The sequence below is a fragment of the Actinomadura sp. NPDC048394 genome (assembly GCF_040651755.1).
GTDB lineage: Bacteria > Actinomycetota > Actinomycetes > Streptosporangiales > Streptosporangiaceae > Spirillospora > Spirillospora montaniterrae.
Genome location: NZ_JBEZJL010000008.1, coordinates 1 through 26953 on the forward strand (window position 1 = coordinate 1; position 26953 = coordinate 26953).

The following is a 26953-nucleotide window of genomic DNA, read 5'->3' on the forward strand; positions in this document are numbered from 1 at the left end:
ATGCTGGTTCTGGTCGTTTACGCGCCGTCACCACCCCCCCCCCTGACCCCCCACGGGGTGCTCGTGGTCGGCCGCCCCGCGCCGCCGCCCGCCCACCCCCCCCCCCCACGTCGAGGTCAGGAGGCGGTCATCGTCGAGTAGACGATGAGGTTCTCGGTGTAGTGGCCGGCCTTCGGGTCGAAGGCGCCGCCGCAGGTCACCAGCCGCAGGGCCGGATGGTCCAGCGACTCCCCGAAGACCTTCTGGTGCGGGAACGCGTCCTTGTCGACGCGCTGCGTCCGGTCCACGGTGAACGTGGCGGTCGTCCCGTCCTTGCGGCCGATCTGGATCCTGTCCCCCGGCTTCAGCTCCTTCAGCCGGAAGAACACCGCGGCCTTCTTGTTCGCGTCGACGTGGCCGAGGATCACCGCCGGGCCGACCTCGCCCGGCGTCGGGCCCTCCTTGTACCAGCCCGCCAGGTTCGGCCTGCTCAGCGGCGGCTCCTGGATCCGCCCATCGGGCAGCAGCCCGATCTCGCCGACCGGCGCCGCCACCCCGATCCGCGCGATCGTGATCCTGACGGGCGCGGACGGGGCCAGCGCCGAGACGTTCGACGCGGCCGTGGTGCCGCGGGGCGTGCCGCTCGCCGCGGGCGCGGGCGCCGGCGAGGCCGGGGTCGCGGCGTGCCCGCCCCCGCCCCCGCAGGCGCTGATCAGCAGCCCGGCGAGCAGCGCCCCGGCCACCGCGCACCCGGCGCGGCCGAGCCCGGCGGGCACCGCGGCCCCCCGGTCCCGGCCGCCGCCGGCCGAGGCTCGCGACTCAGGCAACGTCCGACCGCTCCCGCGCCGTCCGCCGGGCCCGCAGCGCGACGGCGCCGAGCCCCGCGGCCGCGAGCGCGCCCCAGCCGATCGCCATCAGCGGCGCGCCGGAACCGGCCGTCCGGCCGTACATGCTGCCGTCACCGGTGTCGATCCGCCCGTTCGGGATCTTCGGCTTCGCCGGCTGCATGCCGCCGCCGGGCTTGCCCGGGTTCTTCGACGGGTGCGTGCTGTACTTGACGGACCCGTAGCCCTTGCAGACCACCGTCGCGACCGCCGGGTCGGGCAGGCTGCTCTTGAACGTGCCGGTCGCGGTCCAGGTCGCCTTGCCGGCCTTCGTCACGGGCAGCGGGCTGCGGGTGTAGCCGTTGCTGGTGATGGTGACCGTGCTCGGGCAGGTGACCGTGAACGTGGTGTGCCGTCCGGGCGCGACGACCCGGCTGGACAGCTTCACCTTGTCGAACCCGAACGTGAACGTCGGCTTCGGCTCGGTGGGCGGCGAGGTCGGCGGCTGCTGGCCGGTGACGTCCACCCAGTGGGGGACCTTCTCCCCGGTCTTCAGCACGCACTTCAGCAGCGTGCCGTCCGCGAGCTTGACCTGTTTGCCGATGTCGGCCTTCTTGCAGAACTGCCCGGCCTTCGGGCCGTCCTGCGCGGGCGCGGCGAGTGCGGGACCCGCCGTCCCGAGCACCAGGGACCCGGTGGCGACCGCCGCCGCGGCCAGCCGAGTTGCACGCATTTGCCTACTCCTCTGATCGGGGGGTCTCTCCATGCGCGCCGGGCTGGATTCGCACCTGGCCGATGGCGGGGGAAGCCGCGGGACCGCGCGGCTTGCAGGGCGGGTGCGCTCGTGAAGCGAGGCCCGGTGTGCCGGACGAGAACGATGGGCCTGGAGCTTAGCGGGATCAACCGTCGCACAACCGAAATGCAACGGAAAAACGAGCTGACTGGCCATTTCCGGAAATCTGTGGGAATGGTGTAAACCTCGTCCGCGCCTCGCGCGACTCCCTGAACAGAAACGATCTTTGGAGTCCCGTGCGACGCCGCCTGTGCGCCGGCTCCACCGTCACCGGAGGAGAGTGACCTCCGTCACATCGCTTTATGCAACCTGAGGCTGTCATTTCGTGACGTGCTGGGGGTTGTAACGATACGAGCAAGGAACAACGCGGGCCGTAGTCGCCGCCATGTGCGACAAAACGGATGAAGTGTGCCAGTTTGGGGCGCTGTCCCGGTACATGATCTTGGCCAGCTCCCTGGCCAGGTGACCGCCCGAGGAGAGCTCCCATGAAACGGCACCTGAGGGCGCCGGCCCGCGCGTGCGCGGCGGCCGCCGTCGCCGCCGCCGGCCTGACGGCCGTCGCGGGCCCCGCCCACGCCGACGACCCGCCCACCCCCAGCCTGGACAACTACTACATGCGGCCCGCCTGGAACCAGGCCGAGCTGCAGGATCGGGTCAAGCAGCTCGACGCCCAGCTCCCCAAGCTCGGTGTGCAGAACATCCTGGCCGAGGCCCCGCGCCAGGGGAGCACCGCCAACGGCAAGGCGTGCAACTCCAAGGCCATCGACGGCACGACGGGCCGCCAGCCCGACGTGACCTACAGCTTCTGCTGGGACACGGCCGACTCCGCCGCGTCCGGCAACTACGAGTGGACGCCGCAGGGCGTTACCACGGTCGCCGACGCCCAGGACGACAAGTACTGGGGCTCCGCCCAGCCGGTCGTCACCACCTGGTACCAGCAGCAGCACGGCACCACGGTCGGCGAGAAGTGCAAGTACAAGAAGGACGGCGCCTGGGTCGAGCAGAACTGCGTCAAGGGCGTCCGGATCTCGATCATCGATCCGAACACCGGCAAGTACGCCCACGTGCTGCTCGTGTACCCGTTCGTCAACGCGTCCGGCAACGCCAGCTACATGAGCCTGCGGACGACGCAGGACAGCGACCACGGCTCGCTGCACGCGGGCGGCATCGCCTGGTACGGCAATTACCTCTACGTGGCCGACACGGCGCGCGGGCTGCGCGTGTTCGACATGCGCTACATCTTCGACCTGAAGTCGGCCGGCGATAAGGCCGACCTCACCGACAAGTCGAAGATCGGCCGGCAGGACGGGAAGTTCTACTCGCACGGCTACCGCTACGTGATGCCGGAGGTCGCCGCGTACACCAACACGGTGCCGCGCACGGCCACGGGCAAGTACGAGTGCCGCAACGGCAGCTCCCCGAACACCTCGTTCGTCTCCCTCGACCGCAGCGGCAACGACCACCTGGTCACCGGCGAGTTCTGCGACGCGACCAAGAGCGACACCAACGGACGGGTCGCCACCTGGCCGCTGAACGGCGACAACGGGCAGCCGGACCTGAACGCCACCTGCGTCTCGAACCTGCCGGGGCACGCGGAGATCCCCTGCTGGCACGCCGACACCGCGTACGCCATGCCGGCGGACGGCATCCAGGGCGCGGCCCGCTACGACGGCAAATGGTTCATGAACCAGAGCCGCGGCGACACGTCGGCCGGGGTGCTGATTCAGGCGGCGCAACCGGACGGGAAGACGGGCCTGCTGCGCTCCCTCGCCCCGCCGCACTTCACGGCGATCGGCCCCGAGGACCTGTCGTACTGGCCGGGCTCCGACGCGGGCCGCAGCGGGCTGTGGACGCTCACCGAGCACTACGGCAAGCGCATGGTCTACGTGACCCCGAAGCCCTGACCCCCGAAGCCCTGACCCCCGAACCCTGACCCCGAAGCCCTGACCCGCGTCCGTTGACTCGTGGCCGTGTCGCCCTTAAGGGCCCCGTGCATAAGGGCGACACGCCACAGTCAACCGGCGTTGCGGGTGATGGTGGCCAGGGAGACCACGATGCCGAGCAGGTACAGGCCGACGGCGACCTTGAAGCCCGCCGTGTAGCCGTGGACGAGCGCGTCCGCCAGGGGCGTGCCCTTCACCGCGTGCTCGGTCGTCGTGACCGCGACGGTCGCCAGCCCCGCCAGGCCCAGCGCGCCGCCGATCTGCGAGCCGGCGGTGAGCAGCGCGGAGCCGATGCCGGCCTCGGAGCCGTCGATGCCGCGGACGCCGATCCCGGTCGCGACGACGACGGTGGCGCCCAAGCCCAGGCCGGTGACCAGCGACGCCGGCAACATCACCGTGTAGACGCCGGAGTGCGCCGTCAGGAAGCAGAACCAGGCGGTGCCCGCGGCGGCGAGCGCCAGGGCCAGCGACAGGGCGACCCTCTCCGAGGTGCGGGCGAGCAGCTGCGGGCCCACACCGCCGGCCGCGATGCCGAAGCCCACCGCGAGCGGCAGGTACATCAGGCCGGTCCGCAACGCGGAGTAGCCCAGCACCTGCTGCATGTAGAGGGTCAGGAAGTAGTACGTGGCGAAGCTGCCCGTCGACATCAGCAGCGTGACGACGTTCGCCCCGACCCGGCCGCGGTCGCCGACCACCTCGCGCGGGATCATCGGCGTGCGGCCGGTGCGCTGGAGGGCCGCGAAGGCGGCCAGCAGGACGGCCGAGGCGGCCAGGAAGCCGATGACCACGGCGTCGCTCCAGCCGTGCTCGCCGACCCGGTCCACCGCGTAGACCAGCGAGCCGGCGCCGAGGGTGGCGGTGACCGCCCCCGGGACGTCGATCCTCGTCCGCGCGGCGGGCCCGCCCTCGTCCAGGGCGCCGACGCCGAGCAGGACGCCGATGATCACCGGGACGTTCACCAGCAGCACCCAGCGCCAGCTCACGTAGGTCGTCAGCACGCCGCCGAGGACCAGGCCCATCACCGAGGCGAGGCCGGTCATCCCGCCGTACAGGCCGAGGGCCCTGGTGCGGTGCCTGCCTTCGGGGAAGGTGGCGACCAGCAGCGACAGCGCGCCGGGGGTGGCGATCGCCGCCCCGATCCCCTGGACGGCGCGGAAGCCGATCAGGGCGGCGCCGGTGGGCGCCAGCCCGCCGAGCAGCGAGGCCGCTCCGAACAGCACCAGGCCGATCCTGAAGACCCGCTTGCGGCCGTACAGGTCGCCGGCCCGCCCGGCGACGAGCATCAGCCCGCCGAACGTCAGCGAGTACGCGTTGATCACCCAGTTCAGGTTCGCCGGGGAGATCTTCAGCGCGTCCTGGATGCTCGGCAGCGCGACGATCATGATCGTGCCGTCGAGCACGACCAGGAACCGCGCGAAGGCGATGACCCACGTGGCGACGCCGAGCCGGCGCGGATCCGCGACCGCCGCGGGGACGTCCGTCGCGGGGACGTTCGTCGCGGGGACGTTCGCCGCGGGGACGTCCGTCGCGGCCGCTTCGTCCGGCGACATGCCGAGGGTGCCGCCCGCGGCGTCGGGCCGCGGAGCCCGGTCGTCCGCGTTACCGGTCATCGCTGCTCGTCGCGACGCGGCCGACCTCGGGGAGCCGGTCGTCGGCGGCCGAGACCGGTGCCATCCGCGTGACGGCGGCCGGCAAGGGCCCGACGGTGAACACGCGGGTGACCGAGCCGACGGTGACCCCGGCGAAGGACGCCACGGCCGGTACCCGGTCCGGAATCGGGATGACGTGGGTCCCCGGGTCGAGCCGGTCGTCGAACACGTACATCGACGCGCTCTTGGGTTCCGGGGGCACGAACGAGGTGCCCCACCAGGCCTCGACGGTGACCGGGGCGGGATCGGTGAGCGTGACGCGCAGCGAGCGCTGTTCGGCGTCGTAGGCGACCTCGCCGCCGTCGAGGGCGTCGCCCGAGGTGGCGGCCCGCACCTGGGCGGCGATGAGACCGCCGATGCCGGCGAGCCCCTGGACGAACGTCACGTCGGGGTTGCGTTCGAGGACGTCCTCGCGCAGCCGCTGCTTGGTCTCGGCGGGGACCATGCCGCCGAAGACCAGGACGTCGAGACCGGTGACGTCGTAGTCGTCCAGGACGTGGTCGAACTGGTTCGTGGCGTCCGCGGAGTAGCCCCCGGCCCGCAGGAGGTCGACGGCGGCGACGAGCACGCCGGGGCTGCGGCCGACGATGAGAACGCGGTCGGGCTTGCCGTTCGCTGGCATGTTCACGGTGAGGTCTCCCTGGTCGGCACCTCTATGAGTGTTGGTCATGCCAACATAGCGAGTGTTGGGGCTACCCACAACCGCTAGACTGGCCGCGTGCCCATGCCCCGCCACGAGAGCGGCCGCACCCCGGCCCGGCTCCAAGGACGCGCCACCTGGCTGGTCAGCCGCGCCTACCTCCGCTCGTCCGGGCTGCTCGGCGCCGGTTTCGAGTCCCACGGCGGCGGGCTGCGCAGCTACCACTACCGGCTCCTCGCCGCGCTGGAGGAGTGGGGACCGGCGAGCCAGGCCGACCTCGGCCGCAAGACCGGCATCGACCGCAGCGACGTCACCGCCGCCCTGACCAGGCTCGAATCGATCGACCTCGTCGAGCGCTCGGCCGACCCCGCCCACAAGCGCCGCAACATCGTCACCATCACCCCGGCGGGCGTCGAACGGCTCCTCGAACTCGACAAGGTCATCGACGGCATCCAGGAGGAGTTCCTCGCGCCCCTCACGCCCGCCCAGCGGCGCCAGTTCATCACCCTGCTGACGCGCCTCACCGACGCCCAGCCCTGACCCGCCGGGCCGAGGCGGCCACCTACCGGGCGCTATCGCGCGCCGTCAGGAGGTCGAGGACCCGGTGCCGGCGAGCGAGCCGAGAAAGCCCAGGTCGTCGTCGGTGAGCGAGAGCTCCAGGGCCGCGAGGTTCTCCTCCAGCCGCGCCACCCGCTTGGTGCCGGGGATCGGCACCACGGGCACGCCCAGCCGCCCGGCCTGGGCGTGCACCCAGGCCAGCGCCACCTGCGCCGGGGTGGCGCCCTTCGCGTCCGCCAGCGCCCGGACCGCATCGATGACCGCCCGGTTGGCGGCGGCGTGCTCGGCGACGGGGCCGAAGCGCGGGTTGCCGCGCCGGGCGTCCTCGGCACCGGAGTCGACGGTGCCGGTGAGGTAGCCGCGGCCCAGCGGTGAGTACGGCACAAGACCCACGCCGAGGTCGCGCATCGCGTCCAGGACGGTGACCTCGATCCCGCGGCTCCACAGCGAGTACTCGCTCTGCACCGCGGCGATCGGATGCACGGCGTGGGCGCGCCGCAGCAGGTCGCCGTCGACCGCGGACAGGCCGAGAAAGCGCACCTTCCCCTCGGCGACCAGCTCCGCCATGGCGCCGACGGTCTCCTCGATCTCGGCCGTCTGCGGAGGCCGGTGCAGGTAGTACAGGTCGATCACGTCGACGCCCAGCCGCAGCAGCGACGCCTCGCAGGCCCGCTTGACGTACCCGGCCTCGCCGCGGCGGACGGCGGTGCCCGCGCCGGCCGACCTGTCCACGCCGAACTTGGTGGCCAGCTGGACGCGGTCGCGCCGGCCCGAGATCGCGCGGCCCACCAGCACCTCGTTGTGGCCCGCCCCGTACACGTCCGCGGTGTCCAGGAACGTGACGCCGAGGTCGATCGCGCGGCGGATCGTCTCCGTCGCGGAGTCCCAGTCGGTGGGGCCGCGCCACTCGCTCATCCCCATGCAGCCCAGGCCCTGGGCGGACACGGCCAGGCCGCCGAGTTCCGCGCCCTCCCCGTGCCGCGCCGTCCCGTGCGCGCGGGCCCGGTAGATGCCGATCTTCCGGTCGAGGAGCCGCAGGTACTCCCGCTGGGTCGCCAGGGCTTCGGCGACGAACGCGCGGTGCCGCCGCAGCACGTCGAACCGCTCCGGCTCGCCCGCCCCCGAGCGGACGAGCTCGGCGTAGCGCCGCAGCTCGCGGATGGGCATGCCGGTCGCGCGCAGCTTGCGCAGCAGGGTCAGCCGGTCGATGTCGGCGCCGGTGTACCGGCGCCGTCCGTCCGGGCCCCGCTCGACGGGGCCGACCAGGCCCGCCTTCTCGTACCAGCGCATCGTGTCCGGCGGCAGCCCGCACTTGCCGGAGGCCTCACGGATGGACCAGGTCTTCACGTTTCCGACAGTAGGAGTTGGAGCGCGCTCCAACGCAAGCTCGCGGCAAGCGAACGCGTCGCGCCGCTGGACGGGCGCCGACGCGCCGGACGCCGCGCCTCCTGCGGTCGCTCAGGCCTCAGTCGCGTTGCGGGACGGCTTCGGCGGTGATGGCGACGAGGTCCGCCGCGCCGGTGGCCAGGGCTTCGGCGAAGTCGGTCTCCTCGTCGGCCAGCCACCGTTCGGTCGCCAGGCGCAGGACGGCGAGGCCGGCATCGGTGGCGAGCCGCGCCGTCCGCGGGTCGCAGCCGCGCCGCTCCAGGGCGGCGGTGAGGGCCTCGGACAGCGAGACGAGCTTGATCAGTTCGCGTTCCCGCAGGGGCGGGTTGGCGGCGATGACCGCCGCCCGCCTCTCCAGGAAGTCGCGGGGACGGAGCACCTCCGGGGCGGTGGCGAAGGCGGCCAGCAAGGTCGGCAGCGCGCCGGTGCCCGGGGGGACGTCGTCCATGGCGGTGAGGAACCGCTCCTGGAGGTCCCCGCCGCCGAAGAGCACTTCGCGCTTGTCGGCGAACCAGCGGTAGAAGGAGCGCTCGGTGAGGTTCGCGCGCCGGGCGATCTGCGCGACCGTCGTCCGGTCGTAGCCCTGCTCGTCGAACAGGTCGAGCGCCGCCCGTTCGAGGCGGCCCCGCGTGTCGCCCTCCCAGCGTGCCATGCCCGGAAGTATAGCGACAGCAGATGCTGTCATCACATGCTAGCGTGAAGTGATGACAGCATCTGCTGTCACTACTTGGGAGGTTCCATGCGCACCCTTCGGTTCCACGAGTACGGCGCGGCGCTCGACGTCCTTCGCCTCGACGACGCCGAACCGCCCGTGCCGGGCCCCGGCCAGGTCCGCGTCGCGGTCGAGGCGTGCGGGCTGAACCCGGCGGACTGGGCGCTGTGCGGCGGCCTGTTCGCCGGCGACCTGCCGCGCGGCGTCGGGCTCGACGTGTCCGGCACGGTCGACGCGGTCGGCGACGGCGTGACCGGCGTCGAGCCCGGCGACCCGGTGTTCGGCCCGGCGCCCTTCACCGGTCCGACGGCCGGCGCGTCCGAGCAGGCGGTCCTGGACGTGTGGTTCCCGCGCCCGCCGGGCCTGGACGCGGTCGGCGCAGCCGCGCTGCCGATGGCGGTCGAGACGGCCCGCCGCGGCCTGGACCAGCTCGGCGTCCGCGACGGCATGACCGTGCTGGTGAACGGCGCCGGGACGACCGTCGGGTACGCGGCGGTGCAGATGGCGGTCCGGGACGGCGCGCGGGTCATCGCCACCGCCGGTGAGACCTACGCCGGTGCGCTACGAGCGGCGGGCGCCGAGGTCACCGGTTACGGCGACGGCATGGCCGACCGCGTGGCGGCGCTGGCGGGCGGGCCGGTCGACCTCGCCCTCGACGCGGCACCGGTCAGCGGCGCGTTGCCGGAGGTCGTGCGCGCCGTCAAGGCGCCGGAGCACGTCCTGACGATCACCGACTTCGCCGCCGCCGCCGACCTGGGCGTGCGCACCGCCTTCGGCGACGCCCCCGGGGCCCTGCGCTACGACGTGCTCGGCGAGTACGCGCGACTGGCGACCGAAGACCGGTTCACGGTGCCGGTGGCGCGCACATTCCCGCTGGAGGACTGGCGTACGGCCGCGGAGTTGAGCCTGTCCGGACGGGCGCGCGGCAAGCTCGTCCTGGAGATCGGCGGGTCACGATAGGTGTCCGGTGGGACGGCGGGTAGATCCGGTGGCGGTGGTGTCACATTCGGGGGGCCGCCGTTCGTCTATCGGGTGAAGGCAGAGATGGCCCGAGCCGCACAGGAGGGGGCGCCGTGCCGGATGAGGACAGGAAACGGGCAGTGCACCAGGCCCTGGTCGACCGCGTGCTGCACGGGGACGGCCGGGCGTCCGCGGAGCTGCGGGCGCGCGCCTTCCGCAACGAGGGCCTCGCCCCGCCGCTGGACGCGCTGATCGGCAAGGTCGCGGACAGCCCGGCGCAGGTCACCGAGGCGGACCTCGCGGCGGCGAAGGCGTCCGGCTGCACCGAGGACCAGCTGTTCGAGCTGGTGGTGTGCGCGGCGGTCGGCCGGTCGTCGCGGATGTACGAGGCCGGGCTCGCGGCCCTGGCCGAGGCGACCGCCGAGGAGGGGCCGGATCATGCGCCTTGACGTCCTGAACCGCGGTTACCGTCCCGGGGCGAAGATGCTGTTCGCCGCCGTCCGGCTCTTCTCCGGCCGGCCGCTGCCGGACGCCGCGAAGCTGACCTTCTACCGGCCCGACTTCTACGGCGCGCTCGCCAAGGAGTTCACCCACGAGGCGATGCGCGGGCCGTCCGCGTGGTCGGTCGGCGACCGGGAGCTGATGGCGGCCTACGTGTCGAAGGTGAACGGGTCCGCGTTCTGCATCGGCGCGCACACCGCGACCGCGGCGCAGGCGTACGGGGACGCGCCGCGGGTCGCGGCGGTGCTGGCCGACGTGGAGGCGCCCCCGGTCGAGGAGCCGCTGCGGGCGACGCTGCGGATGCTCGGCAGGCTGACGCGGGACGGGGAGGTCGGCGCCGGCGACGTCCGGGAGGTGCTGGCCGCGGGCGCGACGCCCGAGCAGGTCAGGGACGCGCTGGCGGTGTGCGCCGCGTTCAACACCACGGGCCGGCTCGCCGACGCTTTCGGGTTCGAACTGCTCAGCCCCGAGGGCTATGCGGCGGGCGCGAAGTTCCTGCTCAAGCGCGGCTACCGGTAGGGCGGGCGGCGCGTCAGGACTCGGCGGCCAGGCGGATGCCCAGGCCGAGCAGGACGAGCCCGGAGACCTGCTCCATCCGGCGGCGGATCGACGCGCGCTGCAGCAGCACGCGGGCGCGTCCGGCCAGCCAGACCATCGGCAGGTACCAGATCATGTCGACCACGGCCCAGATCACCGAGAACAGGACGAGCGTCGCCAGGACCGGCGCGCCGTGCGGGACGAACTGCGGCAGGAACGACACCGCGAACACCCCCGCCTTCGGGTTCGCGAAGTTGGTGATCAGGCCCTGCCGGAACGCGCGCCCGTGCGAGACGGCCGCGGCCGGGGCGGGTTCCTCGTCCGCGCCGCCCTTGTGCCGGGCCTTCCACAGCGCGCGCGCCCCCATGTACACCAGGACCACCGCGCCCGTTATCCGCATCGCGTCGTAGGCGAGGCGCGAGGCCAGCAGCAGGGCCGACAGGCCGAACGCGGCGGCGAGTCCCCACAGCAGCACGCCGCATTCGTTGCCGAGCACGGTCGCCATGCCGTTGACCCGGCCGTTCATGACCGCGCGCCGCAAAATCACGGCGGTGCTGGGGCCGGGGACCATCGCGATCAGGAACGCCGCGCCGACGAATGCCACGAGCGAGGACATCATTCGCCAAGTATCCAGAGCCGCCCGTATCCCGACAATGCCTTTACGGGGGCGCGAGCCGGGTCAGGTCCCGGTGACGAGGGCGAGGCGGTCGACGAGCGCGTCGACGTACGCGGGGGTGAGGGGCCCGGCGCCGAACAAGACGCGGATGTACATCGGGGCCAGGATGTGGTCGAGGACGTCGAGGCCCTCGGGCGGGTGCTCGCCCCGGTCGCGGGCGCGGTCGAGCATGGCCTGGAGCTGCCGGGAGCGCTCGGCGAGGAACGCGTCGCGGGCTTGGATCCCGTCGGATCCCGCCGCGGACAGGGCGATGACCAGCCGAAGGACGGCCAGGCCGTCCGGGCCGGTGATGTCGCGGGCGACGTTGGCGGCGTAGGCGCGCAGGTCGCCGTCCAGGGTGCCGGTGTCCGGGATCGGTGACTGGGTGGTCAGCCAGGTGATCGCCACGTCCATGAGCAGCGCTTCGAGGGTGCCCCAGCGCCGGTAGACGCTGGTGTCGGCGACGCCCGCGCGGGCCGCCACCTCGGCGACGGTGAAGGTCCCGTACCCGCGTTCGGCGACGAGCCCGGTGACGGCCTCGTGCACCGCCGCGCGCACCCGGGCGCTGCGCCCACCCGGACGGCGCTGCCGCTTCTCCTCCATGACCGCGAGCTTAACGCAGCTCTCACTTGCGTTTGCAGCCCTTCCGGTTCTAGGGTCCGGTTAAACGCAGTCATCAGCTGCTTTAGACGCGTCGGCCGGACGCCCGCGGCGTGCCGAAAGGAACCGAGATGAACGACGTGATCGAGCGGATCGACCGGGCCCTCACCGCGACGGCCGCCGTCGTCGACGGGATCAACGCCGCGCGGCTCGCCGCGCCGTCCCCCTGCCCGGGCTGGGACGTGCGCGACGAGCTCGCCCACCTGGTCGGCGGCATGCGGATCTTCGCCGCCGAACTCACCGGGACCGCCGCCGGCGCCGACCACGACGCGGACTGGCTCGGCGACGACCCGCACGCCGCGTTCGCCCGCGCCGCGGACCTCGACCGCGCGGCCTGGCGGCGCCCGGACGCCCTCCAGGGCACCGTGCGCCTCGGGTTCGGCGAGGTCCCCGCGCCGATGGCCGCGCTGATCCACCTCACCGAGATCCTCGTCCACGGCGTGGACCTGGCCGTCGCCACCGGCCAGGACGCGCTCGCCGACGACCCCGCCTGCGACCACCTGCTCGCGGTCATGCGGGGCATGGACTTCGGCGCGTTCCGGCGTCCCGGCATGTTCGGCCCCGAACGTCCGGCCCCCGCCGGCGCCCCCGCGCACCGGCGGCTCCTGGCCTTCCTCGGCCGCGACCTCGCCCGCTGACGCCCCCTGTCCGCCGGCCGCCGGCTGCCGGCCGGTAGGGCTAGGCGAACTGGCCGGGCTGGTAGTCGCCGGCGGGCTGCCGCGTGATGACGTTGAGGCGGTTGTAGGTGTTGATGACGGCGATGAGCCCCACCAGCGCCGCGAGCTGCTCCTCGTCGAAGTGCTCGGCGGCGTTCGCCCAGGTCTCGTCGCTGACCCCGGACCCGTCGGCGAGGCGGGTGCCCTCCTCGGTCAGCTCCAGCGCGGCGCGCTCGGCGTCGGTGTAGACCGTGGCCTCGCGCCACGCCCCCACCAGGTTGATCCGCTGCTGGGTCTCCCCGGCGGCCGCGGCGTCCTTGGTGTGCATGTCGAGGCAGAAGCCGCAGCCGTTGATCTGGCTCGCGCGGATCCGCACCAGCTCCTGCGTCGCGGCCGGAAGGCTCGAGTCGGCGATGGCCTTGCCCGCGGAGTTGAAGTACTTCGCGACCTTCATGGCCAGGTCGCTCCCGTAGAAGTCGATCCGAGCGTCCATCGTGATCTCCTCATGGCGGTGTAGGTGCTGATACCTCCATGACGGAACCGATCCGCGAAATGTGACGCACCGCCCGCGCGCTTTCAGGGCACCGTCCGCGCGCCCCCGCGCCTGCGTCAAGGGAGTTGCGCGCCGAACGCCTGGAGCGCCTCGGTGACCGGCTGGAAGAACGTGACGCCGCCCGCCTGGCAGTCGCCCGACCCGCCCGACGTCAGTCCCAGCGCCGTGGTCCCGCTGAACAGCGGCCCGCCGCTGTCGCCCGGCTCCGCGCAGACGGTCGTCTGGATCATCCCGGTGACCGTCCCCTCGGGGAAGTTCACCGTGGCGCCGACCGCCGTGACCCGCCCGGTGTGCACGCCCGTCGTGCTGCCGCTGCGCGCTACCTGCTGGCCGACCACCGCGTCGGCGGCCTGCACGATCGGCTGCGCGGTGCCGTCGTGCAGGTCGACCGCGCTCTGCCCGGCGTCCGTGGCCTGGACGAGCGCGAAGTCGTTGCCCGGGAAGTCGCTCTGCACCGTCGTGCCGAGGGCCTGCGCGCCCTCCTGGTCGGCGGTCCAGTCCTTCACGATGTTCCCGCAGTGCCCGGCGGTGAGGAAGAACGGCTGCCCGCCGCGCTGCACGTTGAAGCCCAGCGAGCAGCGCGCGCCGCCCCCGAAGATCGCGTCGCCGCCGAGCGCGAGGGTGTGCAGCCGCCCGGGGACGCGCACCATCCGCACCGCCGTCCCCATGGTCGCCGCCTCGCGCTCGACCCCGGCCATCCGCGCGCCCTTCACCGAGTCGTCGACCCACATCACGACCTGCGACGTCGCCGGGTCGACGGCCCATCCGGTGCCGGGCGTGCCCGCCATCGACCGGCGCAGCGCGGCCGTCGTCCTGGCCAGGGCGCGCGGGCTCGTCCGCATCATCTTCGGGACGGCGCCCGCCGACCGCACCGTCGCCGCGTCCGCCGCGGTGGCGACCGTGACGACGGGCCGTCCGGCCGCGTCGAGGTAGCCGCCGGCCGTCCGGCCGCCGAGGCGTCCGGCGACCCGTGCCGCGAGCGCCGCCGCCCGCGGCTGCGCGCTCCGGGCCTGCGCGCCGCCGGCCCGGGTTCCGCGGGCCTGCGCGTCCCCGGCGAGCTTCGCCGCCTGCGGACCCTCCCCGGTGTGGACGGCGTACAGCGACCCGGCGACGAGCCCGGCCGCACCGGCGACCGCCACGCTCGCTCCGACCACGGTACGCAGACGACGTTCCCTCGCGGCGTTCCGGCGCCTCATGAGCCCTCCAGCTCCCGAGATGACGATCTACGGGAGGTGTTACGGCGCCGCGCCCGGCGGAGTTCAACGCCTTGGCGGCGCGCGCGCCGGGGTCCTGAGTCCGCAGGTCAGAGCCGTAATGATCTACTCACGATGAGTAGTCGTCCGGTCGCGCTGCGGGTAATGGAGGGGAGGAAACACGGGCCCGGACGGGCCCCGAACCCCTGGAGGAAGCATGAAGATCCCGAGTCCGCTGCGCTCGGCGGCGCTGGCCGCCGCCGGACTGGTCATGGCCGCCGGCCTGGCCGCGTTCGCCCCCGCCGCCTCGGCGAGCGCCGCGGAGACGACCGGGGCCGCGCAGGCGCATCCCCGCCCCTGCCCGTGGGGCACCCACTGGGACCCGTACTGGCACAGATGCGTCCGCGACCGCGGCCACCACCACGGTTACGGCCACCACCACGGCGACCACGGCGGCTACGGGAACCACGGCGACCACGGCGACCACGGCCACGGCGGCTACGGCGACCACGGTCACGGCGACCAAGGCCACGGCGGTCACGGCGACCACGGCCACCGCTGGTAGCCCGCACTGAAGCACCCGGCCGTCCCGCCGACACCACGGCGGGACGGCCGGACGCCTTCCCGGCCGGATCTCGCGTTCCCGCAAATGCGAGTCTCCAGAGCCGTTACCCCTTGTACTTGCCAGCCGAATGTTTGGCGAGAGCCGTAGCTGCGGAAGCATCGGAGGGAGCGGGCCGTGCCGTCGGCTCGCCTCATGGTGTTCCGGAGGAACGCATGGACAAGGGGATCTCCTCCCGGCCCCCGCAAGCGGCCACCCCGCCCCGTCCGGCCCCGGTGCCCGGCGTCCGCGAACCCGTCGCCCGCGAACCAGCGGGGACGCGGCTCCGGTTGTCCGGGGACCTGGAGCGTGCGGCGCTGCTGGCGGTCGCCGACCTGCGCGCGATGCCGCAGCGCACCGTCGAGGCGGGGTTCGCCTGCGGTCGGCTCGGCGAGCAGCGGCACGTCTACACCGGCCCGCTGCTGCTGGACGTCCTGCTCGCCGCCGGCCCCCGGTTCGATCCCGTCATCGGCAAGGACCGGGTGCGGTTCCTGATCGCGGTGACGGGGCGGGACGGGCACACCGCCGTCATGTCGTGGGGCGAGATCGACCCCCGCTACGGCGGCGCCGCCGCGCTGCTGGCCGCCCGCGTGGACGGCCGCGACATGGACTCCGACGGCCCGCAACTGGTCGTCCCCGGCGACGCGGCGGGCGGCCGGTACGTCTCCCGCATCGCCTCGATCTGGACCGGTCCCGCGACCGCTGCCGGAGCCGGCTAGCGCCGGGCCTTCGGCGCGGCGCGGGGGCGTCAGGCGAGGTCGCGGGCCAGGCGGGTCGCGCCGATCGCCAGGTACGCGCCGGTCAGCGCGGTGTACCCGAGCGCGGTGGGGCGCGGGAGGTCGCCGCGGGCGAGCCGGGCGGCGCCGTGCGCGGTGTCGAGCGCGTCGACCAGCAGCGCCAGCCGCTGCCAGCGGGACCGTTCGGCGCCCCGCGCGGTCAGGTACCCGAGCCCGAGCGCGATCGCCCGCGCCCCGAAGATGCGGGTCATGTAGCCGAGTTCCGGGGACGGGCGCACGCCGGACGCCCTGGCCATCGCGTGCGGCGCGACGATCGACGCGACGCCCAGCGCGATCCGGCCGGCGGCGAGGCCGCGCAGCGCGACCGCGAGCGCGCCGTCCTCGGCGGGTCCGGCGTCCTGCTCGTCGGTGGGCGTGCCGGTGCCGGCGGACACGGTACGGGTGCTTTCTTCACGAGTGTTCACGGCGCTTATGCTTCACCGCATGGCCGCACCGGCACTTCCACGAACGTGCGCTCCCGTGCGGCTGTGGGTCCGGCTCGGGCACGTCGTCTACGTCGGGCCCTCGCTCGGCCTCGGCCCGCACGCGACGGCGGTGGCCTGCCTGGGCGTCGGCCTCGACGCGCCGTTCACCGTCCGCGCGGACGGGCTGCCCGGCCGCACGGTCCGCAGCTTCCTGTTCCGCGCCCGGGTCCGGCACGAGGTCCTCGGCGGGACGGGCCGGATGCTGTTCTGCTTCTTCGACCCGACGTCCGCGCGGATGGCCCGCTGCCTCGGCGGCATGCGGAGCACGGCCGGCGGGTTCGGCAGCGACCACCACCGGGAGGCGGAGCTCATCGACCTCGCCGGCCGCGACGACGTGGACGTCGAGCGGCTGCTCGCGGCGGCGAGCATTCCCGTCGCGAAGGCCCGCGACCCGCGCATCGCCCGCGCCGCCGCCCGGATCCGCGACGATCCGGCGCGGCCGCAGCGCGCGGAGGCGGCCGCCCGCGAGGCGGGGCTGTCCCGGTCGCATTTCCTGCGGACGTTCTCCGACCAGACCGGCACGAGCTTCCGCCGGTACGTGCAGTGGGCGCGGATCCTGCGGGTCGCGGAGGCGTTCGCCGCCGGGCACGACTTCACGCGAGCCGCCGCCGACGCCGGGTTCGCGTCGCCGTCGCATCTCAGCGACACCTTCCGCGGCATGTTCGGGCTCACCCCCACGGCGCTCGCCGCGCTCGCCCCCGATCTGGTCCTCGACGAGCCCGGTCGCGTGGGGTGACCCGGGGGCGCGCGGGAGGCGCCGGCCGAGCCGGGTGTGACCTCGGTGTCCGCTATCTGCGATGATGGCCGGTCCTGCCGGTTACCGTCCGTGACCTGGCGCGCCGCCGGGCCGGACCGCGGCGCCGGGGCCGGACCGCGGCGCCGCGGGCGCCGCCGGACCGGCCGACGACAGAGGGAGGACGCACCACCGTGGACGTCGAACGGACCGCCCTGCCGGGGATCGGCCTGCAGCACGTCATGACGACCGAGCGGGGCCGGCAGCTCGGCATCATCTCGCACCGGTCCGGCCGCCGCGACCTCGTCGTCTACGACCGCGAGGACCCCGACAGCTGCGTCGCGACGGTCGCGCTGACCGCCGAGGAGGCCAGCGCGATCGCCGAGCTGCTCGGCACCGGCCGGATCGTCGAGCACCTCGCCGAGCTGCACCGGCAGGTCGAGGGCCTGGTCACCGAGCAGCTGCCGATCGCGCCCGGCTCGCCGTACGTCGGCCGCCCGCTCGGCGACACCCAGGCGCGCACCCGGACCAGCGCGTCGATCGTCGCGGTGGTCCGCGAGGGGCAGGTGGTCGCCAGCCCCCGGCCCGACTTCGTGTTCGCCGCCGGGGACGTGGTGGTGGTCGTCGGGACGGGCGAGGGCACGGCGGCCGTCGCCGCGATCCTCGCCGACGGCTGACCCCGCATGGAGTCGGCCGTCCAGCTCATCGAACTCGGCGCGATCATCCTGGCCCTCGGGCTGCTCGGCGCCGTGTCCGTCCGCTTCTCCATCTCCCCGATCCCGCTCTACCTCATCGCCGGCCTCGCGTTCGGGTCCGGCGGCGTCTACCCGCTGACGACCAGCGAGGACTTCGTGTCCATCGGCGCCGAGGTCGGCGTCATCCTGCTGCTGTTCACGCTCGGCCTGGAGTACACCGCCGACGAGCTGGTCGGCACGCTGAAGACGTCCGCGCCGGTCGGGCTCGCCGACCTGGCGCTGAACGCGCTGCCCGGCGTCGCGGCGGCGCTGCTGCTCGGCTGGGGGCCGGTCGCCGCGGTCGCGATGGGCGGCATCACCTACGTCACCTCGTCCGGCATCACCGCGAAGGTGATCGGCGACCTCGGCTGGCTCGGCAACCGGGAGACGCCCGCGCTGCTGTCGGTGCTGGTGTTCGAGGACCTCGCGATGGCCGCCTACCTGCCGATCCTCACCGCGCTGCTCGCGGGGGCGGGGCTGGTCGGCGGCGCCGTGGCGCTCGCCGTCGCCGCCGCGACGATCGCGGTGATCCTTTTCGTCGCGCTGCGGCACGGCGCGTGGGTGGAGCGGTTCGTGTCCTCGCCGAGCGAGGAGGTGCTGCTGCTGAAGGTGCTGGGGCTGACCCTGCTGGTCGCCGGGATCGCGCAGCAGCTGCAGGTGTCCGCGGCCGTTGGAGCGTTCCTGGTCGGGATCGCGCTGTCGGGGTCGCTGGCGCACACCGCCCACAAGCTGCTGTCGCCGCTGCGCGACCTGTTCGCCGCCGTGTTCTTCGTCTTCTTCGGCCTGCACACCGACCCGCACGACCTGCCCCCGGTGCTCGGCATCGCCGCGCTGCTGGCGGCCGTCGGCATCGCGACGAAGCTCGCCACCGGCTGGTTCGCCGCCCGCCGCGCCGGCGTCGCCGCCACCGGACGGCTCCGCGCCGGCGTCGCGCTCGTCCCGCGCGGCGAGTTCAACATCGTCATCGCCGGGCTCGCGGTCGGCGCGGGCACCAACGCCCGCCTCGGCCCGCTCGCCGCCGCGTACGTGCTGATCCTCGCGGTCGCCGGGCCCGTCCTCGCGCGCGGCGCCGAACCGCTGACCAGGGCCGTCCGCGCGCGCCGGAACGACCGCCGGGACGCGCGCCGCGAGCGGGCCCCGCAGACCGACGACGACGTGCCCGTCGCCCCCGCCCCGCGCCCCGACCCGTCCGAAACGGGGCGCTGAGCGTCACCCCGTCCCGGCCGCGATCGCGGCGAACTCGGCGATGCGGCGGCTCGGGTTCCCGGCGTGCCACACCAGCACCGCCCGCGACGGCGGCATGCCCGTGAACGGCACGAACGCCACGCCCGGATGGCTGAAGTGCCGCGCCACGGCGGTGCTCGTGACGAACACCCCCGCGCCCTGCGCGACGAGGCTCAGCATCTCCGGCTCGGTGCGGGCCTGACCGGCGCGCGGGATCGGCCGCCCGCCGGGCGTGCTCTCGGGCGGCCAGAACGTCCGCAGCCACTCCGCCGGGACGGACGGCGGCGGCGCGATCACCTTCAGGTCCGCGAGGTCCTCCAGGTCGATGGACGGCCGGTCCGCCAGCGGATCGGACGCGGCGACCGCCAGCAGCCGCGGGTACTCCGCTACGACCGGCCCGGCGTGCAGGTCCTCCTGCTCGACCGGCCACGGGCACACCAGCACGTCGATCTCGCCGCTGCGCAGCCGCGCGAACGGGTCCGTCCACGACGACTGCAGCGTCCGGACCTGGCAGTCGGGATGCCGCTCGCGGAACACGGCGATGGCGTCGTCCAGCGTGCTGAAGAACGGGCCGAGGAACCCGATCCGCAGCCCCCGCGCGACGTTGCGGGCGTCGGTGAGCGCGAGGACGAGCGCCTCGTAGGCGGGCGCGGCGCTTTCCAGCAGCCGCTCGCCGAGCGGGGTGAGCGCCACCCGCCGGCTGGAGCGCTCGAACAGCCGCCCGCCGATCCGCCGCTCCAGCGAGCGGAGCAGCTGGCTCACCCGCGGCTGCGAGATCCGCAGCCGCTCCGCGGTCCGGCCGAAATGCAGCTCGCCGGCCAGCGCCAGGAACACCTCGACCTCGGCCTGCTCCAGCCGCACCCGGTCCGGCCCGCCATCCCCGATTAGCCCCACTTATCAATCATGGCGAATGCCGTCCTTGATGCGGAAGATCCGCATCCCGGATCGTGGGGCGGGTGGAGAGGCAACGGCGGCTCGTCGTCGGGATCAGCGGCGCGACGGGCATCGCCTACGGGGTGCGCGCGCTGGAACTCGCGCGCAAGGCCGGGGTGGAGACGCACCTGGTGGTGACGCCCGCCGGGCAGCAGACCCGGGCGTACGAGACGGACCTGTCCGCCCGCGACCTCGCGGCGATGGCCGACGTGGCGTACCGCCCGGCGGACGTCGGCGCCGCCATCGCGTCCGGCTCGTTCCCGACCGGCGGGATGCTCGTCGCGCCGTGCTCGGTGCGGACGCTGTCCGCCATCGCGTACGCGAACAACGACAACCTGCTGACGCGCGCCGCCGACGTCACCCTCAAGGAGCGGCGCCGGCTGGTGCTGCTCGTCCGGGAGACGCCGCTGACGCTCGGCCACCTGCGCGCGATGACGGCCGCGACCGAGTCCGGCGCGGTCGTGATGCCGCCCGTCCCCGCCTTCTACCTGCGGCCCGCGAGCGTGGACGACCTCGTCGACCACACCGTCGGCCGCGCGCTCGACCTGTTCGGGATCGACGTCCCGGCCCTGCCCCGCTGGGGCGAACAGCCGACCTCCCGGTGAGAGGACCCACCTTGAAGCACCTGCGCAGCCTGCGCGAATACATCGACGAGCTGGACCGGATCGGCGACCTGCAGCGCATCGACGCCGAGGTCGACTGGAACCTGGAGGCCGGCGCGATCATCCGGCGCTGCTACGACCTGCGCGCGCCCGCGCCGCTGTTCACCAACCTCACCGGCTACCAGGGCACCGGGTTCGGGCTGCTCGGCGCGCCCGGCGCGCTGTCGGCGTCCGGCCACCCCCTCGCCCGGATCGCGCTGGCGCTCGGGCTGCCCGCCGAGGCGCCCGGGCAGGAGATCGTCGAGGCCCTCGTCGCGGCCCGGGACGCCGAGGGCGTCCCGCCGGTCGTCGTGGACCGCGCCGCCGCGCCCTGCAAGCAGAACGTCATGACCGGCGACGCGATCGACCTGTTCGCGTTCCCGACGCCGCTGATCCACGGCAACGACGGCGGCCGCTACATCCAGACCTACGGGATGAACATCGCCAAGACCCCGGACGGGTCGTGGACGAACTGGTCCGTCAACCGCATGATGATCGCCGGGAAGGACACCCTCGCCTGCCTCATCCCGCCGCCCCAGCATCTCGGCATCATCCGCGCGAAATGGACCGAGATCGGGAAGCCGATGCCGATCGCGCTCGCCATCGGCGTCGAGCCCGGGCTGCCGTTCGTCGGCGGGATGCCCATCCCCGAGGGCGCCGACGAGAGCCACTACCTGGGCGCGCTGTTCGGCGAGGGCATCGAGGTCGTCCCCGCCGAGACCGTGGACCTGCTCGTCCCCGCCACCGCCGAGATCGTGATCGAGGGCCACATCTCCATCGACGAGACCGTCATGGAGGGGCCGATGAACGAATTTCCCGGCTACAACGCGACCGAGTCGTCCCCGAAGGCGCTCTTCCGCGTCAGCGCGATCACCTACCGGGACGGCGCCCTCCAGGCCGTCGTCGCCGCGGGCCCGCCCGTCGAGGAGGACCACACCGTCATCGGCACGACCAGCGCCGCCGAGATCCTCTACCAGCTCCGCAAGGCCGGCCTGCCCGCCGCGTCAGCCTGGTACCCGTTCGAGGCGGCGGTGCACTGGCTCGTCGTGTCGATGCGCCAGGACTGGCACGCGACGCTCGGCATCTCCTCCGCCGACCTCATCGGCCGCATCGCCGACGTCATCTTCACCGGCAAGCCGTCGGTGAACGCCCCCAAGATCCTCGTGGTGGAGGACGACGTCGACATCACCGACCTGTCCGAGGTCGTCTGGGCGTTCGCGACCCGCTCCCACCCCGAGCGCGGCGAGTTCCACTTCCCGCACAAGCTGAGCATGCAGCTCGCCGTCTACCTCGACCGCGAGGAGGCGCACAGCTTCATGGCGGGCAAGGTCGTCTACAACTGCCTGCTCGCCGACCTGTTCCCCGAGGGCCGCCGCCCGGTGAAGGGCAGCTTCGAGAACGGCTGGCCCGCCGACATCCGCGCCCGCGTCCTCACCAACTGGCCGAAATACGGCTTCCCCGCTCCTCAGGGAGGCTGAGGGGGAGGCCGCGCGGGCGGGCCGCCGGCTTCGGGGGGAGCCGGGGTCCGCCGCGCGCGGGCACACCCACCGCGGGGCTCAGGGGCCTAGCGCGGGCCGCTCCTCTTCCGCCGTGTGCTCGGGGGCTCCGTGGTCGGGGCCCGCGCGGGTGGTGGTGCGGTCGGGGGCGGCGAGGTCGTGGACGAAGCGGCGGTTCAGCGCGACGCGGACGCGGCCGAGGCCGGAGCGCCGCTCCGGCGCCTGGACGCCCTTGGTGTCCGGACGCGCCAGCGACACGGCGGCGGGCGGGCGGTCGTCGGTGATCGCCGCGGTCTCCTCGGCCGGGAGGTGGCGTTCCACCTCGATGTACTCGCCGTTCGGGAGGCGCCGGATGACGCCGGTCTCCAGGCCGTGCCGGACGAGCCCGAGGTCGCGGCGCTGGAGGCCGAGGCAGATGCGGTACGCGACGGCGTAGGCGAGGACCGGGCCGAGGATGATCGCGCAGCGGAAGAACCAGGTCGTCCAGAACAGCGGGATGTCGAACCGGTCGGCGATGACGTCGTTGCCGCCCGCGGCCCAGAGCACCCCGTAGAAGACGACGCCGCCCATGCCGATGCCGGTGCGGGCCGGGACGTCGCGGGGCCGGTCGAGCAGGTGGTGGACGCGGCTGTCGCCCGTCACCCAGCGTTCGACGAACGGGTAGGCGGCGAGGCCGGTGAACAGCAGGCCCGGCACGCCGAGCGCCGGGACGAGCACGTTCATCGGGACGGTGTGGCCCCACGCGTTGATCTCCCAGGCCGGCATCATCCGCAGCGACCCCTCGAGCCAGCCCATGTACCAGTCGGGCTGCGAGCCGGAGCTGATCGCGCCGGGGTCGTACGGGCCGAACAGCCAGATGGGGTTGATCTGGAAGAACGTCGCGAGCAGCGCGGTGACCCCGAAGACCCACAGGAAGAACGCGGTGGTCTTGGCGATGAAGACGGGGAAGAACGGGTAGCCGCGGACGGTCGTGTTCGTGCTGCCCTTCCCTGGGAACTGGGTGTGCGTCTGCCGCCACGTCAGCACGACGGCGTGCAGCGGGATCAGCGCGAGCAGGATACCCGGGATCAGCAGGATGTGGACGATGTACAGCCGCGGGATGATGTCGGTGCCGGGGAACTCGCCGCCGAACACGAACATCACCAGGTACGAGCCGACGAGCGGGACGGAGGCGAGCACGCCCTCCAGGATCCGGATGCCGGTGCCGGACAGCAGGTCGTCCGGCAGCGAGTAGCCGAACAGGCCGTTCACCATCACCAGCATGAACAGCAGGATCCCGATCAGCCAGTTCAGCTCGCGGGGCTTGCGGAACGCGCCGGTGAAGAAGTTGCGCAGCAGGTGGACGGCGATGGCCGCCATGAAGACGTCGGTGGCCCAGTGGTGGATCTGCCGCATGAGCAGCCCGCCGCGCACGTCGAAGCTGATGTGCAGGGCGGAGGCGTACGCCTCGCTCATCCGCACGCCCTTCAGCGGCACGTACGACCCGTCGTAGACCGTCTCGTTCATGCTCGGGACGAAGAACAGGGTGAGGAACACCCCGGTCAGCACGATGATGAGGAACGAGTACATGGCGATCTCGCCGAGCAGGAAGCTCCAGTGGTCCGGGAACGCCTTGCGGAGCGCCTTGCGCGCGAACGCGGCGCCGCCGAACCGCTCGTCGACGGCGCGGCCGGGGGCGGCGAGGGCCTTCGGGGGGACGCGGTCGGCTGGGCTCGCGGGCACCGGGCACCACCTCACGCCTGCTGGTCCGGGACGTGCGCCTGCTCTGCTGTGCCTTCACTGTCGCACCGGACGGGCGGTCAGGCCAGGGGTCGCGCCGACTGTGGATAACCATCGAACCGACCGGCCGAACCTGGTCGTATCTCGACCTAGACTTTGCGCCCGGGCACGCCACGGGTCATGATTTGCCCCACACGAGTCCCATAAGTAAGTAATTACCCCGTGTGTACGGCGCGCAACGCAGGGGGACGAGCGGCGGGGAGGTTCCGTGTCGGACGACGGTTCGACCACGTTCGGGCGCCCGTGGGCGGATCTGCCCAGGGAACTGGCGGATCACATGAGGCCGCACCTCGACGAGGTGGCCGACGACATGATCCAGGAGATCCAGACCAAGGTCCGCGAGTACGACCGCCCCGGCGACGGCTCCTACTCGGGGACGCTGCGCCAGGCCGTCGAGCGCGTGCTGCACTACTTCGTCGACCGGGTGGCCGATCCCGGCCACGAGCCCGCCTCCGTCACCGACTTCTTCCGCGCCATCGGCCGCGGCGAGGCCGGCGAGGGCCGCAGCCTCGACGCGATGCAGTCCGCGATGCGCGTCGGCGGCATGGTCGCCTGGCGGCGGATCACCGAGGGCGCCGAGGCCCAGCAGGTCTCGCCCCGCACCCTGGGCGCCGTCGGGGAGGCCCTGATGCAGTTCCAGGACGAGCTGGCCAAGGCCGCCGCCGAAGGGTTCTCGCAGGCCAAGGCCGCCGTCGCGGGCGAGATGCAGCGCCGCCGCAAGCGCCTGCTCGACCTGCTGTTCGCCGACCCGCCCGCCGCGCAGGAGGCCATCGCCGACCTCGCCGCCGCCGCGCACTGGCCGCTGCCCCGCACCGTCGCCGCCGTCGCCCTCGGCCGTCCCGGGCAGGACACCCGGCAGCCCGCGTTCCCGCCGGACGTGCTCGCGGACCTGACCCGCCGCACCCCCAGCCTGATCATCCCCGACCCGGACGGCCCCGGCCGCGCGAAGCTCGTCGACCGCGCCCTGTCCGGCACCCTCGCCGTCGTCGGCCCGACCGTCCCGCTGATGGAGGCGGCCCGGTCGATCCAGTGGGCGCGCAAGACGCTGTGCCTCGTCCAGCGCGGCGTCATCGAGGCCCACGACGGCGTCATCCGCAGCGTCGAGCACATGTCGACGCTGATCCTGTTCCAGGACGAGGGGCTCATCACCTCCCTCGCCGACCTGCGCCTCGCGCCGCTGTCGCACCTGCGCGCCAGCCAGCAGGACCGGCTCGCCGAGACGCTGCTCGCGTGGCTGCAGTCGGGCCGCAACGCCAACGAGGTCGCGATGCGGCTGCACGTCCACCCGCAGACCGTCCGGTACCGGCTGCGGCAGCTGGAGGAGCTGTTCGGCGACCAGCTCCTCGACCCGGACCTGCGCTTCGACCTGGAGATCGTGCTGCGGGCCCGGGCGCTGCTCGCCGACAACGCGGGCGAGCGCATCATCCCGCAGGCCCGCGAGGCGGTCGGCGACAGCGCCGAGGTCGTCACCTTCCGCCGCACCTGACACGGCCCGGACGGCCGGACCGGGCGCCCCGACCGGCCGAACCCGACGCTGCGGCCGGACGCTCCGGGACGGCCGGACCCGACGCTGCGGCCGGACGCTCCGGGTCGGCCGGACCCGACGCTGCGGCTGGGCGCTCCGGGTCGGCCGAATCGCGCGTCGCGGCCGGTCCGGAACGCCGCGCGGCGGTCAGCCGAAGCGGACGCCGCCGCGGAGGCGTTCGGCGGTGGCGACGCGCTCGGCGAGGCGGGTCTGCGCGTCGCACAGCAGCCACAGCTCGCCCTCGTCCAGCGCGGTGATCTCCTCCAGGCAGCCGTTGAGCAGCTGGTAGTCCGACAATGGGGTGACCCGGGTGGCCCTCAGCCCCCGCTCCGAGCGTTCGCCGTGCCAGCCGGGCATGCAGGTGATCAGCGACATCGACGCGGACTCCTTGGTCGGCCTATGGTAGGTCTACCCTAGGCCGACCACCCCGGTCCCGCGCCGGGTTCGGCAGAATGCCTGCAAGGCTTCCCGGCAGGCAGCAGAGAAGGATCCGGTATGCCGCGTCCCCCCACCAAGGCCCAGGCGATCACCAGCGCGCTCGCCGCCCGCATCGTCGAGGGCGAGCTGGAACCCGGCGCCTGGCTGCCGTCCGAGCGCGACCTCGCCCGCGCGTTCGGCGCCGACCGCTCCACCGTCCGCCGCGCGCTGCGGATGCTCGCCGAGCAGGGCCTCGTCGAGGCCCGGCACGGCGCCGGCGTCCAGGTCCGGACGGCCGCGCCGGTGCGGCGCGCCGCGTCCGACATCACCCGGCAGGTCGGCGCCTGGCGCGGCTTCCACGTGTCCGCGCAGAAGGACGGCCGCCGCCCGTTCACCCGCACCACCGTCGCCGAGATCGAGGCGGGCGAACGGCTCGCCCGGCACCTGGACGTCCCGCCCGGCACGCGGGTGCTGGAACGGGCGCGCGTCCAGGGCGTCGAGGGCGAGCCGCCCGTGCAGACCGCCACCACCTGGGTGATCCTCGACATCGTCGACGAGATCCCGCGGCTGCGCGAGATCGACACCGGCCCCGGCGGGATCTACTCGCGGCTCGAGGAGGCCGGGCACCGCATCGCCTTCGAGGAGACCGTCACCTGCCGGCTGCCCCGCGCCGACGAGCAGGAGACGCTGCGGATCGGCCCCGAGCAGCCCGTCCTCACGCTGTGGCGGCGCGGCACCGACGAGAACGGCCGCGTCGTCGAGGTCACCCACCGCGTCGTGGTGGGCGACCGGCACGAGCTCGTGTACCGCTACGGCCCGGGAGCCTGAAGATGAGCGAAGAGCAGGAGCCCGCCGTCCGCCGCGTCGGCTCGCGGGTCGTCTACGAGAACCCGTGGATGCTCGTCCGCGAGGACGAGGTCGAGCGCCTCGACGGGTCGCGCGGCATCTACGGCATCATCGAGAAACCGGACTTCGCGCTGGTCATCCCGGTCGAGGGCGACGGTTTCCACATGGTGGAGGAGTTCCGGTACCCGATCGGGAAGCGCACCTGGTGCTTCCCGCAGGGCTCGCTGCCCGACCGGCAGAGCGCCGAGCCCGAGGAGCTCGCCCGCCTCGAACTCGCCCAGGAGACCGGCCTGCGCGCCGGGGCCCTCACCCACCTCGGCCACCTGAACTGCTCGCACGGGACGAGCGGCCAGGGCTTCGACGTCTTCCTCGCCACCGACCTGAAGGCGGGCGAGGCCGACCGCGAACCCGAGGAGCAGGACATGCGGCAGCGCCTGGTCCCGCGCGCCGAGTTCCTCGAGATGATCCGCGACGGCCGCGTCACCGACGACTCCACCGTCGCCGCCTACACCCTCCTCACCCTCCACGAACACCGCTGACCTGCGGCGAGCCGCGACGCCGACG

30 protein-coding genes are annotated in these 26953 nt (G+C 73.6%); 16 read left to right on the forward strand and 14 right to left on the reverse strand.

From position 1 onward, the window contains the following. Window positions 1-116: 116 nt before the first annotated feature. Entirely contained in the window at window positions 117-806 is a 690-nt protein-coding gene (locus AB0C78_RS06925; RefSeq protein WP_360742849.1) for a class F sortase, read from the reverse strand. Further along, window positions 799-1536, reverse strand: a complete 738-nt coding sequence (locus AB0C78_RS06930) for a hypothetical protein (protein ID WP_360742852.1) — start codon at window positions 1534-1536, stop codon at window positions 799-801. Before AB0C78_RS06930 ends, AB0C78_RS06925 begins: the two co-directional genes overlap by 8 nt. A gap of 545 nt (window positions 1537-2081) precedes the next feature. Here AB0C78_RS06930 and AB0C78_RS06935 point away from each other — a divergent pair. Then, on the forward strand, window positions 2082-3500 hold the full coding sequence (locus AB0C78_RS06935; RefSeq protein ID WP_360742855.1) for a hypothetical protein: 1419 nt from the start codon (window positions 2082-2084) through the stop codon (window positions 3498-3500). 110 nt (window positions 3501-3610) lie between these two features. On the opposite strand, the gene AB0C78_RS06940 is transcribed toward AB0C78_RS06935, so the two are convergent. Both AB0C78_RS06940 and AB0C78_RS06945 read right to left on the reverse strand, forming a co-directional pair. Then, window positions 3611-5149 carry an MFS transporter gene (locus AB0C78_RS06940; RefSeq protein ID WP_360742858.1) on the reverse strand — a complete coding sequence of 513 codons (1539 nt, stop codon included), beginning with the start codon at window positions 5147-5149 and terminating at the stop codon, window positions 3611-3613. Beyond that, window positions 5139-5816 (reverse strand): hypothetical protein, encoded by a 678-nt coding sequence (locus AB0C78_RS06945; RefSeq protein ID WP_360742861.1) that lies wholly within the window; start codon window positions 5814-5816, stop codon window positions 5139-5141. Before AB0C78_RS06945 ends, AB0C78_RS06940 begins: the two co-directional genes overlap by 11 nt. Before the next feature lie 96 nt (window positions 5817-5912). On the opposite strand from AB0C78_RS06945, the gene AB0C78_RS06950 reads away from it, so the two are divergent. Continuing rightward, window positions 5913-6368, forward strand: coding sequence for a MarR family winged helix-turn-helix transcriptional regulator (locus AB0C78_RS06950; protein ID WP_360743355.1), 456 nt, complete (start codon window positions 5913-5915; stop codon window positions 6366-6368). 45 nt (window positions 6369-6413) lie between these two features. Here the strand turns inward: AB0C78_RS06950 and AB0C78_RS06955 are convergent, their stop codons facing one another. Together AB0C78_RS06955 and AB0C78_RS06960 are read right to left on the reverse strand one after the other, a co-directional pair. Continuing rightward, window positions 6414-7733 (reverse strand): aldo/keto reductase, encoded by a 1320-nt coding sequence (locus AB0C78_RS06955; protein WP_360742864.1) that lies wholly within the window; start codon window positions 7731-7733, stop codon window positions 6414-6416. A 118-nt stretch (window positions 7734-7851) separates the two neighbouring features. Then, window positions 7852-8424 carry a TetR family transcriptional regulator gene (locus AB0C78_RS06960; RefSeq protein WP_360742867.1) on the reverse strand — a complete coding sequence of 191 codons (573 nt, stop codon included), beginning with the start codon at window positions 8422-8424 and terminating at the stop codon, window positions 7852-7854. Between the two features lie 87 nt (window positions 8425-8511). On the opposite strand from AB0C78_RS06960, the gene AB0C78_RS06965 reads away from it, so the two are divergent. From AB0C78_RS06965 to AB0C78_RS06975, 3 genes are all read left to right on the forward strand, one after another. After that, window positions 8512-9444: an NADP-dependent oxidoreductase gene (locus AB0C78_RS06965; RefSeq protein ID WP_360742870.1), complete on the forward strand. Its 933-nt coding sequence runs from the start codon at window positions 8512-8514 to the stop codon at window positions 9442-9444. A gap of 140 nt (window positions 9445-9584) precedes the next feature. Beyond that, on the forward strand, window positions 9585-9893 hold the full coding sequence (locus tag AB0C78_RS06970; RefSeq protein ID WP_360742873.1) for a hypothetical protein: 309 nt from the start codon (window positions 9585-9587) through the stop codon (window positions 9891-9893). After that, entirely contained in the window at window positions 9883-10464 is a 582-nt protein-coding gene (locus AB0C78_RS06975; RefSeq protein WP_360742876.1) for a carboxymuconolactone decarboxylase family protein, read from the forward strand. Before AB0C78_RS06970 ends, AB0C78_RS06975 begins: the two co-directional genes overlap by 11 nt. Before the next feature lie 13 nt (window positions 10465-10477). Here AB0C78_RS06975 and AB0C78_RS06980 read toward each other — a convergent pair whose 3' ends face one another. Continuing rightward, the gene (locus tag AB0C78_RS06980; RefSeq protein WP_360742879.1) at window positions 10478-11101 is read right to left on the reverse strand and encodes a LysE family translocator; all 624 of its coding nucleotides are present in this window, start codon (window positions 11099-11101) and stop codon (window positions 10478-10480) included. 60 nt (window positions 11102-11161) lie between these two features. Beyond that, window positions 11162-11740 carry a TetR/AcrR family transcriptional regulator gene (locus AB0C78_RS06985; RefSeq protein ID WP_360742882.1) on the reverse strand — a complete coding sequence of 193 codons (579 nt, stop codon included), beginning with the start codon at window positions 11738-11740 and terminating at the stop codon, window positions 11162-11164. Window positions 11741-11868: 128 nt separating this feature from the next. Between AB0C78_RS06985 and AB0C78_RS06990 the strand changes: the two genes are divergently transcribed. Next, entirely contained in the window at window positions 11869-12435 is a 567-nt protein-coding gene (locus AB0C78_RS06990) for a TIGR03086 family metal-binding protein (protein ID WP_360742885.1), read from the forward strand. Between the two features lie 40 nt (window positions 12436-12475). Here AB0C78_RS06990 and AB0C78_RS06995 read toward each other — a convergent pair whose 3' ends face one another. Together AB0C78_RS06995 and AB0C78_RS07000 are read right to left on the reverse strand one after the other, a co-directional pair. Beyond that, window positions 12476-12946 carry a carboxymuconolactone decarboxylase family protein gene (locus tag AB0C78_RS06995; RefSeq protein WP_360742888.1) on the reverse strand — a complete coding sequence of 157 codons (471 nt, stop codon included), beginning with the start codon at window positions 12944-12946 and terminating at the stop codon, window positions 12476-12478. 116 nt (window positions 12947-13062) lie between these two features. Next, complete coding sequence (locus AB0C78_RS07000) at window positions 13063-14145, reverse strand: S1 family peptidase (RefSeq protein WP_360742891.1); 1083 nt, start codon at window positions 14143-14145, stop codon at window positions 13063-13065. A gap of 271 nt (window positions 14146-14416) precedes the next feature. Here AB0C78_RS07000 and AB0C78_RS07005 point away from each other — a divergent pair, with 271 nt between their 5' ends. Further along, window positions 14417-14764 carry a hypothetical protein gene (locus tag AB0C78_RS07005; protein WP_360742894.1) on the forward strand — a complete coding sequence of 116 codons (348 nt, stop codon included), beginning with the start codon at window positions 14417-14419 and terminating at the stop codon, window positions 14762-14764. Between the two features lie 212 nt (window positions 14765-14976). Continuing rightward, entirely contained in the window at window positions 14977-15519 is a 543-nt protein-coding gene (locus AB0C78_RS07010; protein ID WP_360742897.1) for a hypothetical protein, read from the forward strand. 29 nt (window positions 15520-15548) lie between these two features. Here AB0C78_RS07010 and AB0C78_RS07015 read toward each other — a convergent pair whose 3' ends face one another. Next, window positions 15549-16001, reverse strand: a complete 453-nt coding sequence (locus AB0C78_RS07015; RefSeq protein ID WP_360742900.1) for a hypothetical protein — start codon at window positions 15999-16001, stop codon at window positions 15549-15551. 19 nt (window positions 16002-16020) lie between these two features. Here AB0C78_RS07015 and AB0C78_RS07020 point away from each other — a divergent pair, with 19 nt between their 5' ends. From AB0C78_RS07020 to AB0C78_RS07030, 3 genes are all read left to right on the forward strand, one after another. Beyond that, window positions 16021-16797: a helix-turn-helix domain-containing protein gene (locus AB0C78_RS07020; protein ID WP_360742903.1), complete on the forward strand. Its 777-nt coding sequence runs from the start codon at window positions 16021-16023 to the stop codon at window positions 16795-16797. A gap of 191 nt (window positions 16798-16988) precedes the next feature. After that, window positions 16989-17471 (forward strand): cation:proton antiporter regulatory subunit, encoded by a 483-nt coding sequence (locus AB0C78_RS07025; protein WP_192809322.1) that lies wholly within the window; start codon window positions 16989-16991, stop codon window positions 17469-17471. Window positions 17472-17477: 6 nt separating this feature from the next. Next, on the forward strand, window positions 17478-18734 hold the full coding sequence (locus AB0C78_RS07030) for a cation:proton antiporter (RefSeq protein ID WP_360742907.1): 1257 nt from the start codon (window positions 17478-17480) through the stop codon (window positions 18732-18734). Window positions 18735-18737: 3 nt separating this feature from the next. Here the strand turns inward: AB0C78_RS07030 and AB0C78_RS07035 are convergent, their stop codons facing one another. After that, on the reverse strand, window positions 18738-19646 hold the full coding sequence (locus AB0C78_RS07035; RefSeq protein ID WP_360742910.1) for a LysR family transcriptional regulator: 909 nt from the start codon (window positions 19644-19646) through the stop codon (window positions 18738-18740). Between the two features lie 62 nt (window positions 19647-19708). Here AB0C78_RS07035 and AB0C78_RS07040 point away from each other — a divergent pair, with 62 nt between their 5' ends. Both AB0C78_RS07040 and AB0C78_RS07045 read left to right on the forward strand, forming a co-directional pair. Then, a complete protein-coding gene (locus AB0C78_RS07040) occupies window positions 19709-20290 on the forward strand; it encodes a UbiX family flavin prenyltransferase (RefSeq protein ID WP_360742913.1) in 582 nt (193 codons plus the stop codon). 11 nt (window positions 20291-20301) lie between these two features. Then, window positions 20302-21804: a UbiD family decarboxylase gene (locus AB0C78_RS07045; RefSeq protein WP_360742915.1), complete on the forward strand. Its 1503-nt coding sequence runs from the start codon at window positions 20302-20304 to the stop codon at window positions 21802-21804. 78 nt (window positions 21805-21882) lie between these two features. Here the strand turns inward: AB0C78_RS07045 and AB0C78_RS07050 are convergent, their stop codons facing one another. Next, on the reverse strand, window positions 21883-23544 hold the full coding sequence (locus AB0C78_RS07050; protein WP_360742918.1) for a ubiquinol-cytochrome c reductase cytochrome b subunit: 1662 nt from the start codon (window positions 23542-23544) through the stop codon (window positions 21883-21885). Window positions 23545-23809: 265 nt separating this feature from the next. Here AB0C78_RS07050 and AB0C78_RS07055 point away from each other — a divergent pair, with 265 nt between their 5' ends. Then, window positions 23810-25087, forward strand: a complete 1278-nt coding sequence (locus AB0C78_RS07055; RefSeq protein ID WP_360742921.1) for a helix-turn-helix domain-containing protein — start codon at window positions 23810-23812, stop codon at window positions 25085-25087. Between the two features lie 186 nt (window positions 25088-25273). Here AB0C78_RS07055 and AB0C78_RS07060 read toward each other — a convergent pair whose 3' ends face one another. Beyond that, on the reverse strand, window positions 25274-25501 hold the full coding sequence (locus tag AB0C78_RS07060) for a hypothetical protein (RefSeq protein WP_151543866.1): 228 nt from the start codon (window positions 25499-25501) through the stop codon (window positions 25274-25276). Window positions 25502-25621: 120 nt separating this feature from the next. On the opposite strand from AB0C78_RS07060, the gene AB0C78_RS07065 reads away from it, so the two are divergent. Together AB0C78_RS07065 and AB0C78_RS07070 are read left to right on the forward strand one after the other, a co-directional pair. After that, complete coding sequence (locus AB0C78_RS07065; protein ID WP_360742926.1) at window positions 25622-26371, forward strand: GntR family transcriptional regulator; 750 nt, start codon at window positions 25622-25624, stop codon at window positions 26369-26371. Window positions 26372-26373: 2 nt separating this feature from the next. Further along, entirely contained in the window at window positions 26374-26928 is a 555-nt protein-coding gene (locus AB0C78_RS07070; RefSeq protein ID WP_360742929.1) for an NUDIX hydrolase, read from the forward strand. The last annotated feature ends 25 nt before the right edge of the window (window positions 26929-26953 follow it).

Excerpts from the sequence above, each read along its gene's own strand:
- AB0C78_RS06980 (WP_360742879.1), bottom strand. The coding sequence starts at position 11,101 with ATGATGTCCTCGCTCGTGGCATTCGTCGGCGCGGCGTTCCTGATCGCG.
- AB0C78_RS06965 (WP_360742870.1), top strand. The coding sequence starts at position 8,512 with ATGCGCACCCTTCGGTTCCACGAGTACGGCGCGGCGCTCGACGTCCTT.
- AB0C78_RS07070 (WP_360742929.1), top strand. The coding sequence starts at position 26,374 with ATGAGCGAAGAGCAGGAGCCCGCCGTCCGCCGCGTCGGCTCGCGGGTC.
- AB0C78_RS06950 (WP_360743355.1), top strand. The coding sequence starts at position 5,913 with ATGCCCCGCCACGAGAGCGGCCGCACCCCGGCCCGGCTCCAAGGACGC.
- AB0C78_RS06940 (WP_360742858.1), bottom strand. The coding sequence starts at position 5,149 with ATGACCGGTAACGCGGACGACCGGGCTCCGCGGCCCGACGCCGCGGGC.
- AB0C78_RS06975 (WP_360742876.1), top strand. The coding sequence starts at position 9,883 with ATGCGCCTTGACGTCCTGAACCGCGGTTACCGTCCCGGGGCGAAGATG.
- AB0C78_RS07005 (WP_360742894.1), top strand. The coding sequence starts at position 14,417 with ATGAAGATCCCGAGTCCGCTGCGCTCGGCGGCGCTGGCCGCCGCCGGA.
- AB0C78_RS07065 (WP_360742926.1), top strand. The coding sequence starts at position 25,622 with ATGCCGCGTCCCCCCACCAAGGCCCAGGCGATCACCAGCGCGCTCGCC.
- AB0C78_RS07060 (WP_151543866.1), bottom strand. The coding sequence starts at position 25,501 with ATGTCGCTGATCACCTGCATGCCCGGCTGGCACGGCGAACGCTCGGAG.
- AB0C78_RS06960 (WP_360742867.1), bottom strand. The coding sequence starts at position 8,424 with ATGGCACGCTGGGAGGGCGACACGCGGGGCCGCCTCGAACGGGCGGCG.
- AB0C78_RS06990 (WP_360742885.1), top strand. The coding sequence starts at position 11,869 with ATGAACGACGTGATCGAGCGGATCGACCGGGCCCTCACCGCGACGGCC.
- AB0C78_RS06930 (WP_360742852.1), bottom strand. The coding sequence starts at position 1,536 with ATGCGTGCAACTCGGCTGGCCGCGGCGGCGGTCGCCACCGGGTCCCTG.
- AB0C78_RS07030 (WP_360742907.1), top strand. The coding sequence starts at position 17,478 with ATGGAGTCGGCCGTCCAGCTCATCGAACTCGGCGCGATCATCCTGGCC.
- AB0C78_RS06995 (WP_360742888.1), bottom strand. The coding sequence starts at position 12,946 with ATGGACGCTCGGATCGACTTCTACGGGAGCGACCTGGCCATGAAGGTC.
- AB0C78_RS07020 (WP_360742903.1), top strand. The coding sequence starts at position 16,021 with ATGGCCGCACCGGCACTTCCACGAACGTGCGCTCCCGTGCGGCTGTGG.
- AB0C78_RS06985 (WP_360742882.1), bottom strand. The coding sequence starts at position 11,740 with ATGGAGGAGAAGCGGCAGCGCCGTCCGGGTGGGCGCAGCGCCCGGGTG.
- AB0C78_RS06935 (WP_360742855.1), top strand. The coding sequence starts at position 2,082 with ATGAAACGGCACCTGAGGGCGCCGGCCCGCGCGTGCGCGGCGGCCGCC.
- AB0C78_RS07010 (WP_360742897.1), top strand. The coding sequence starts at position 14,977 with ATGGACAAGGGGATCTCCTCCCGGCCCCCGCAAGCGGCCACCCCGCCC.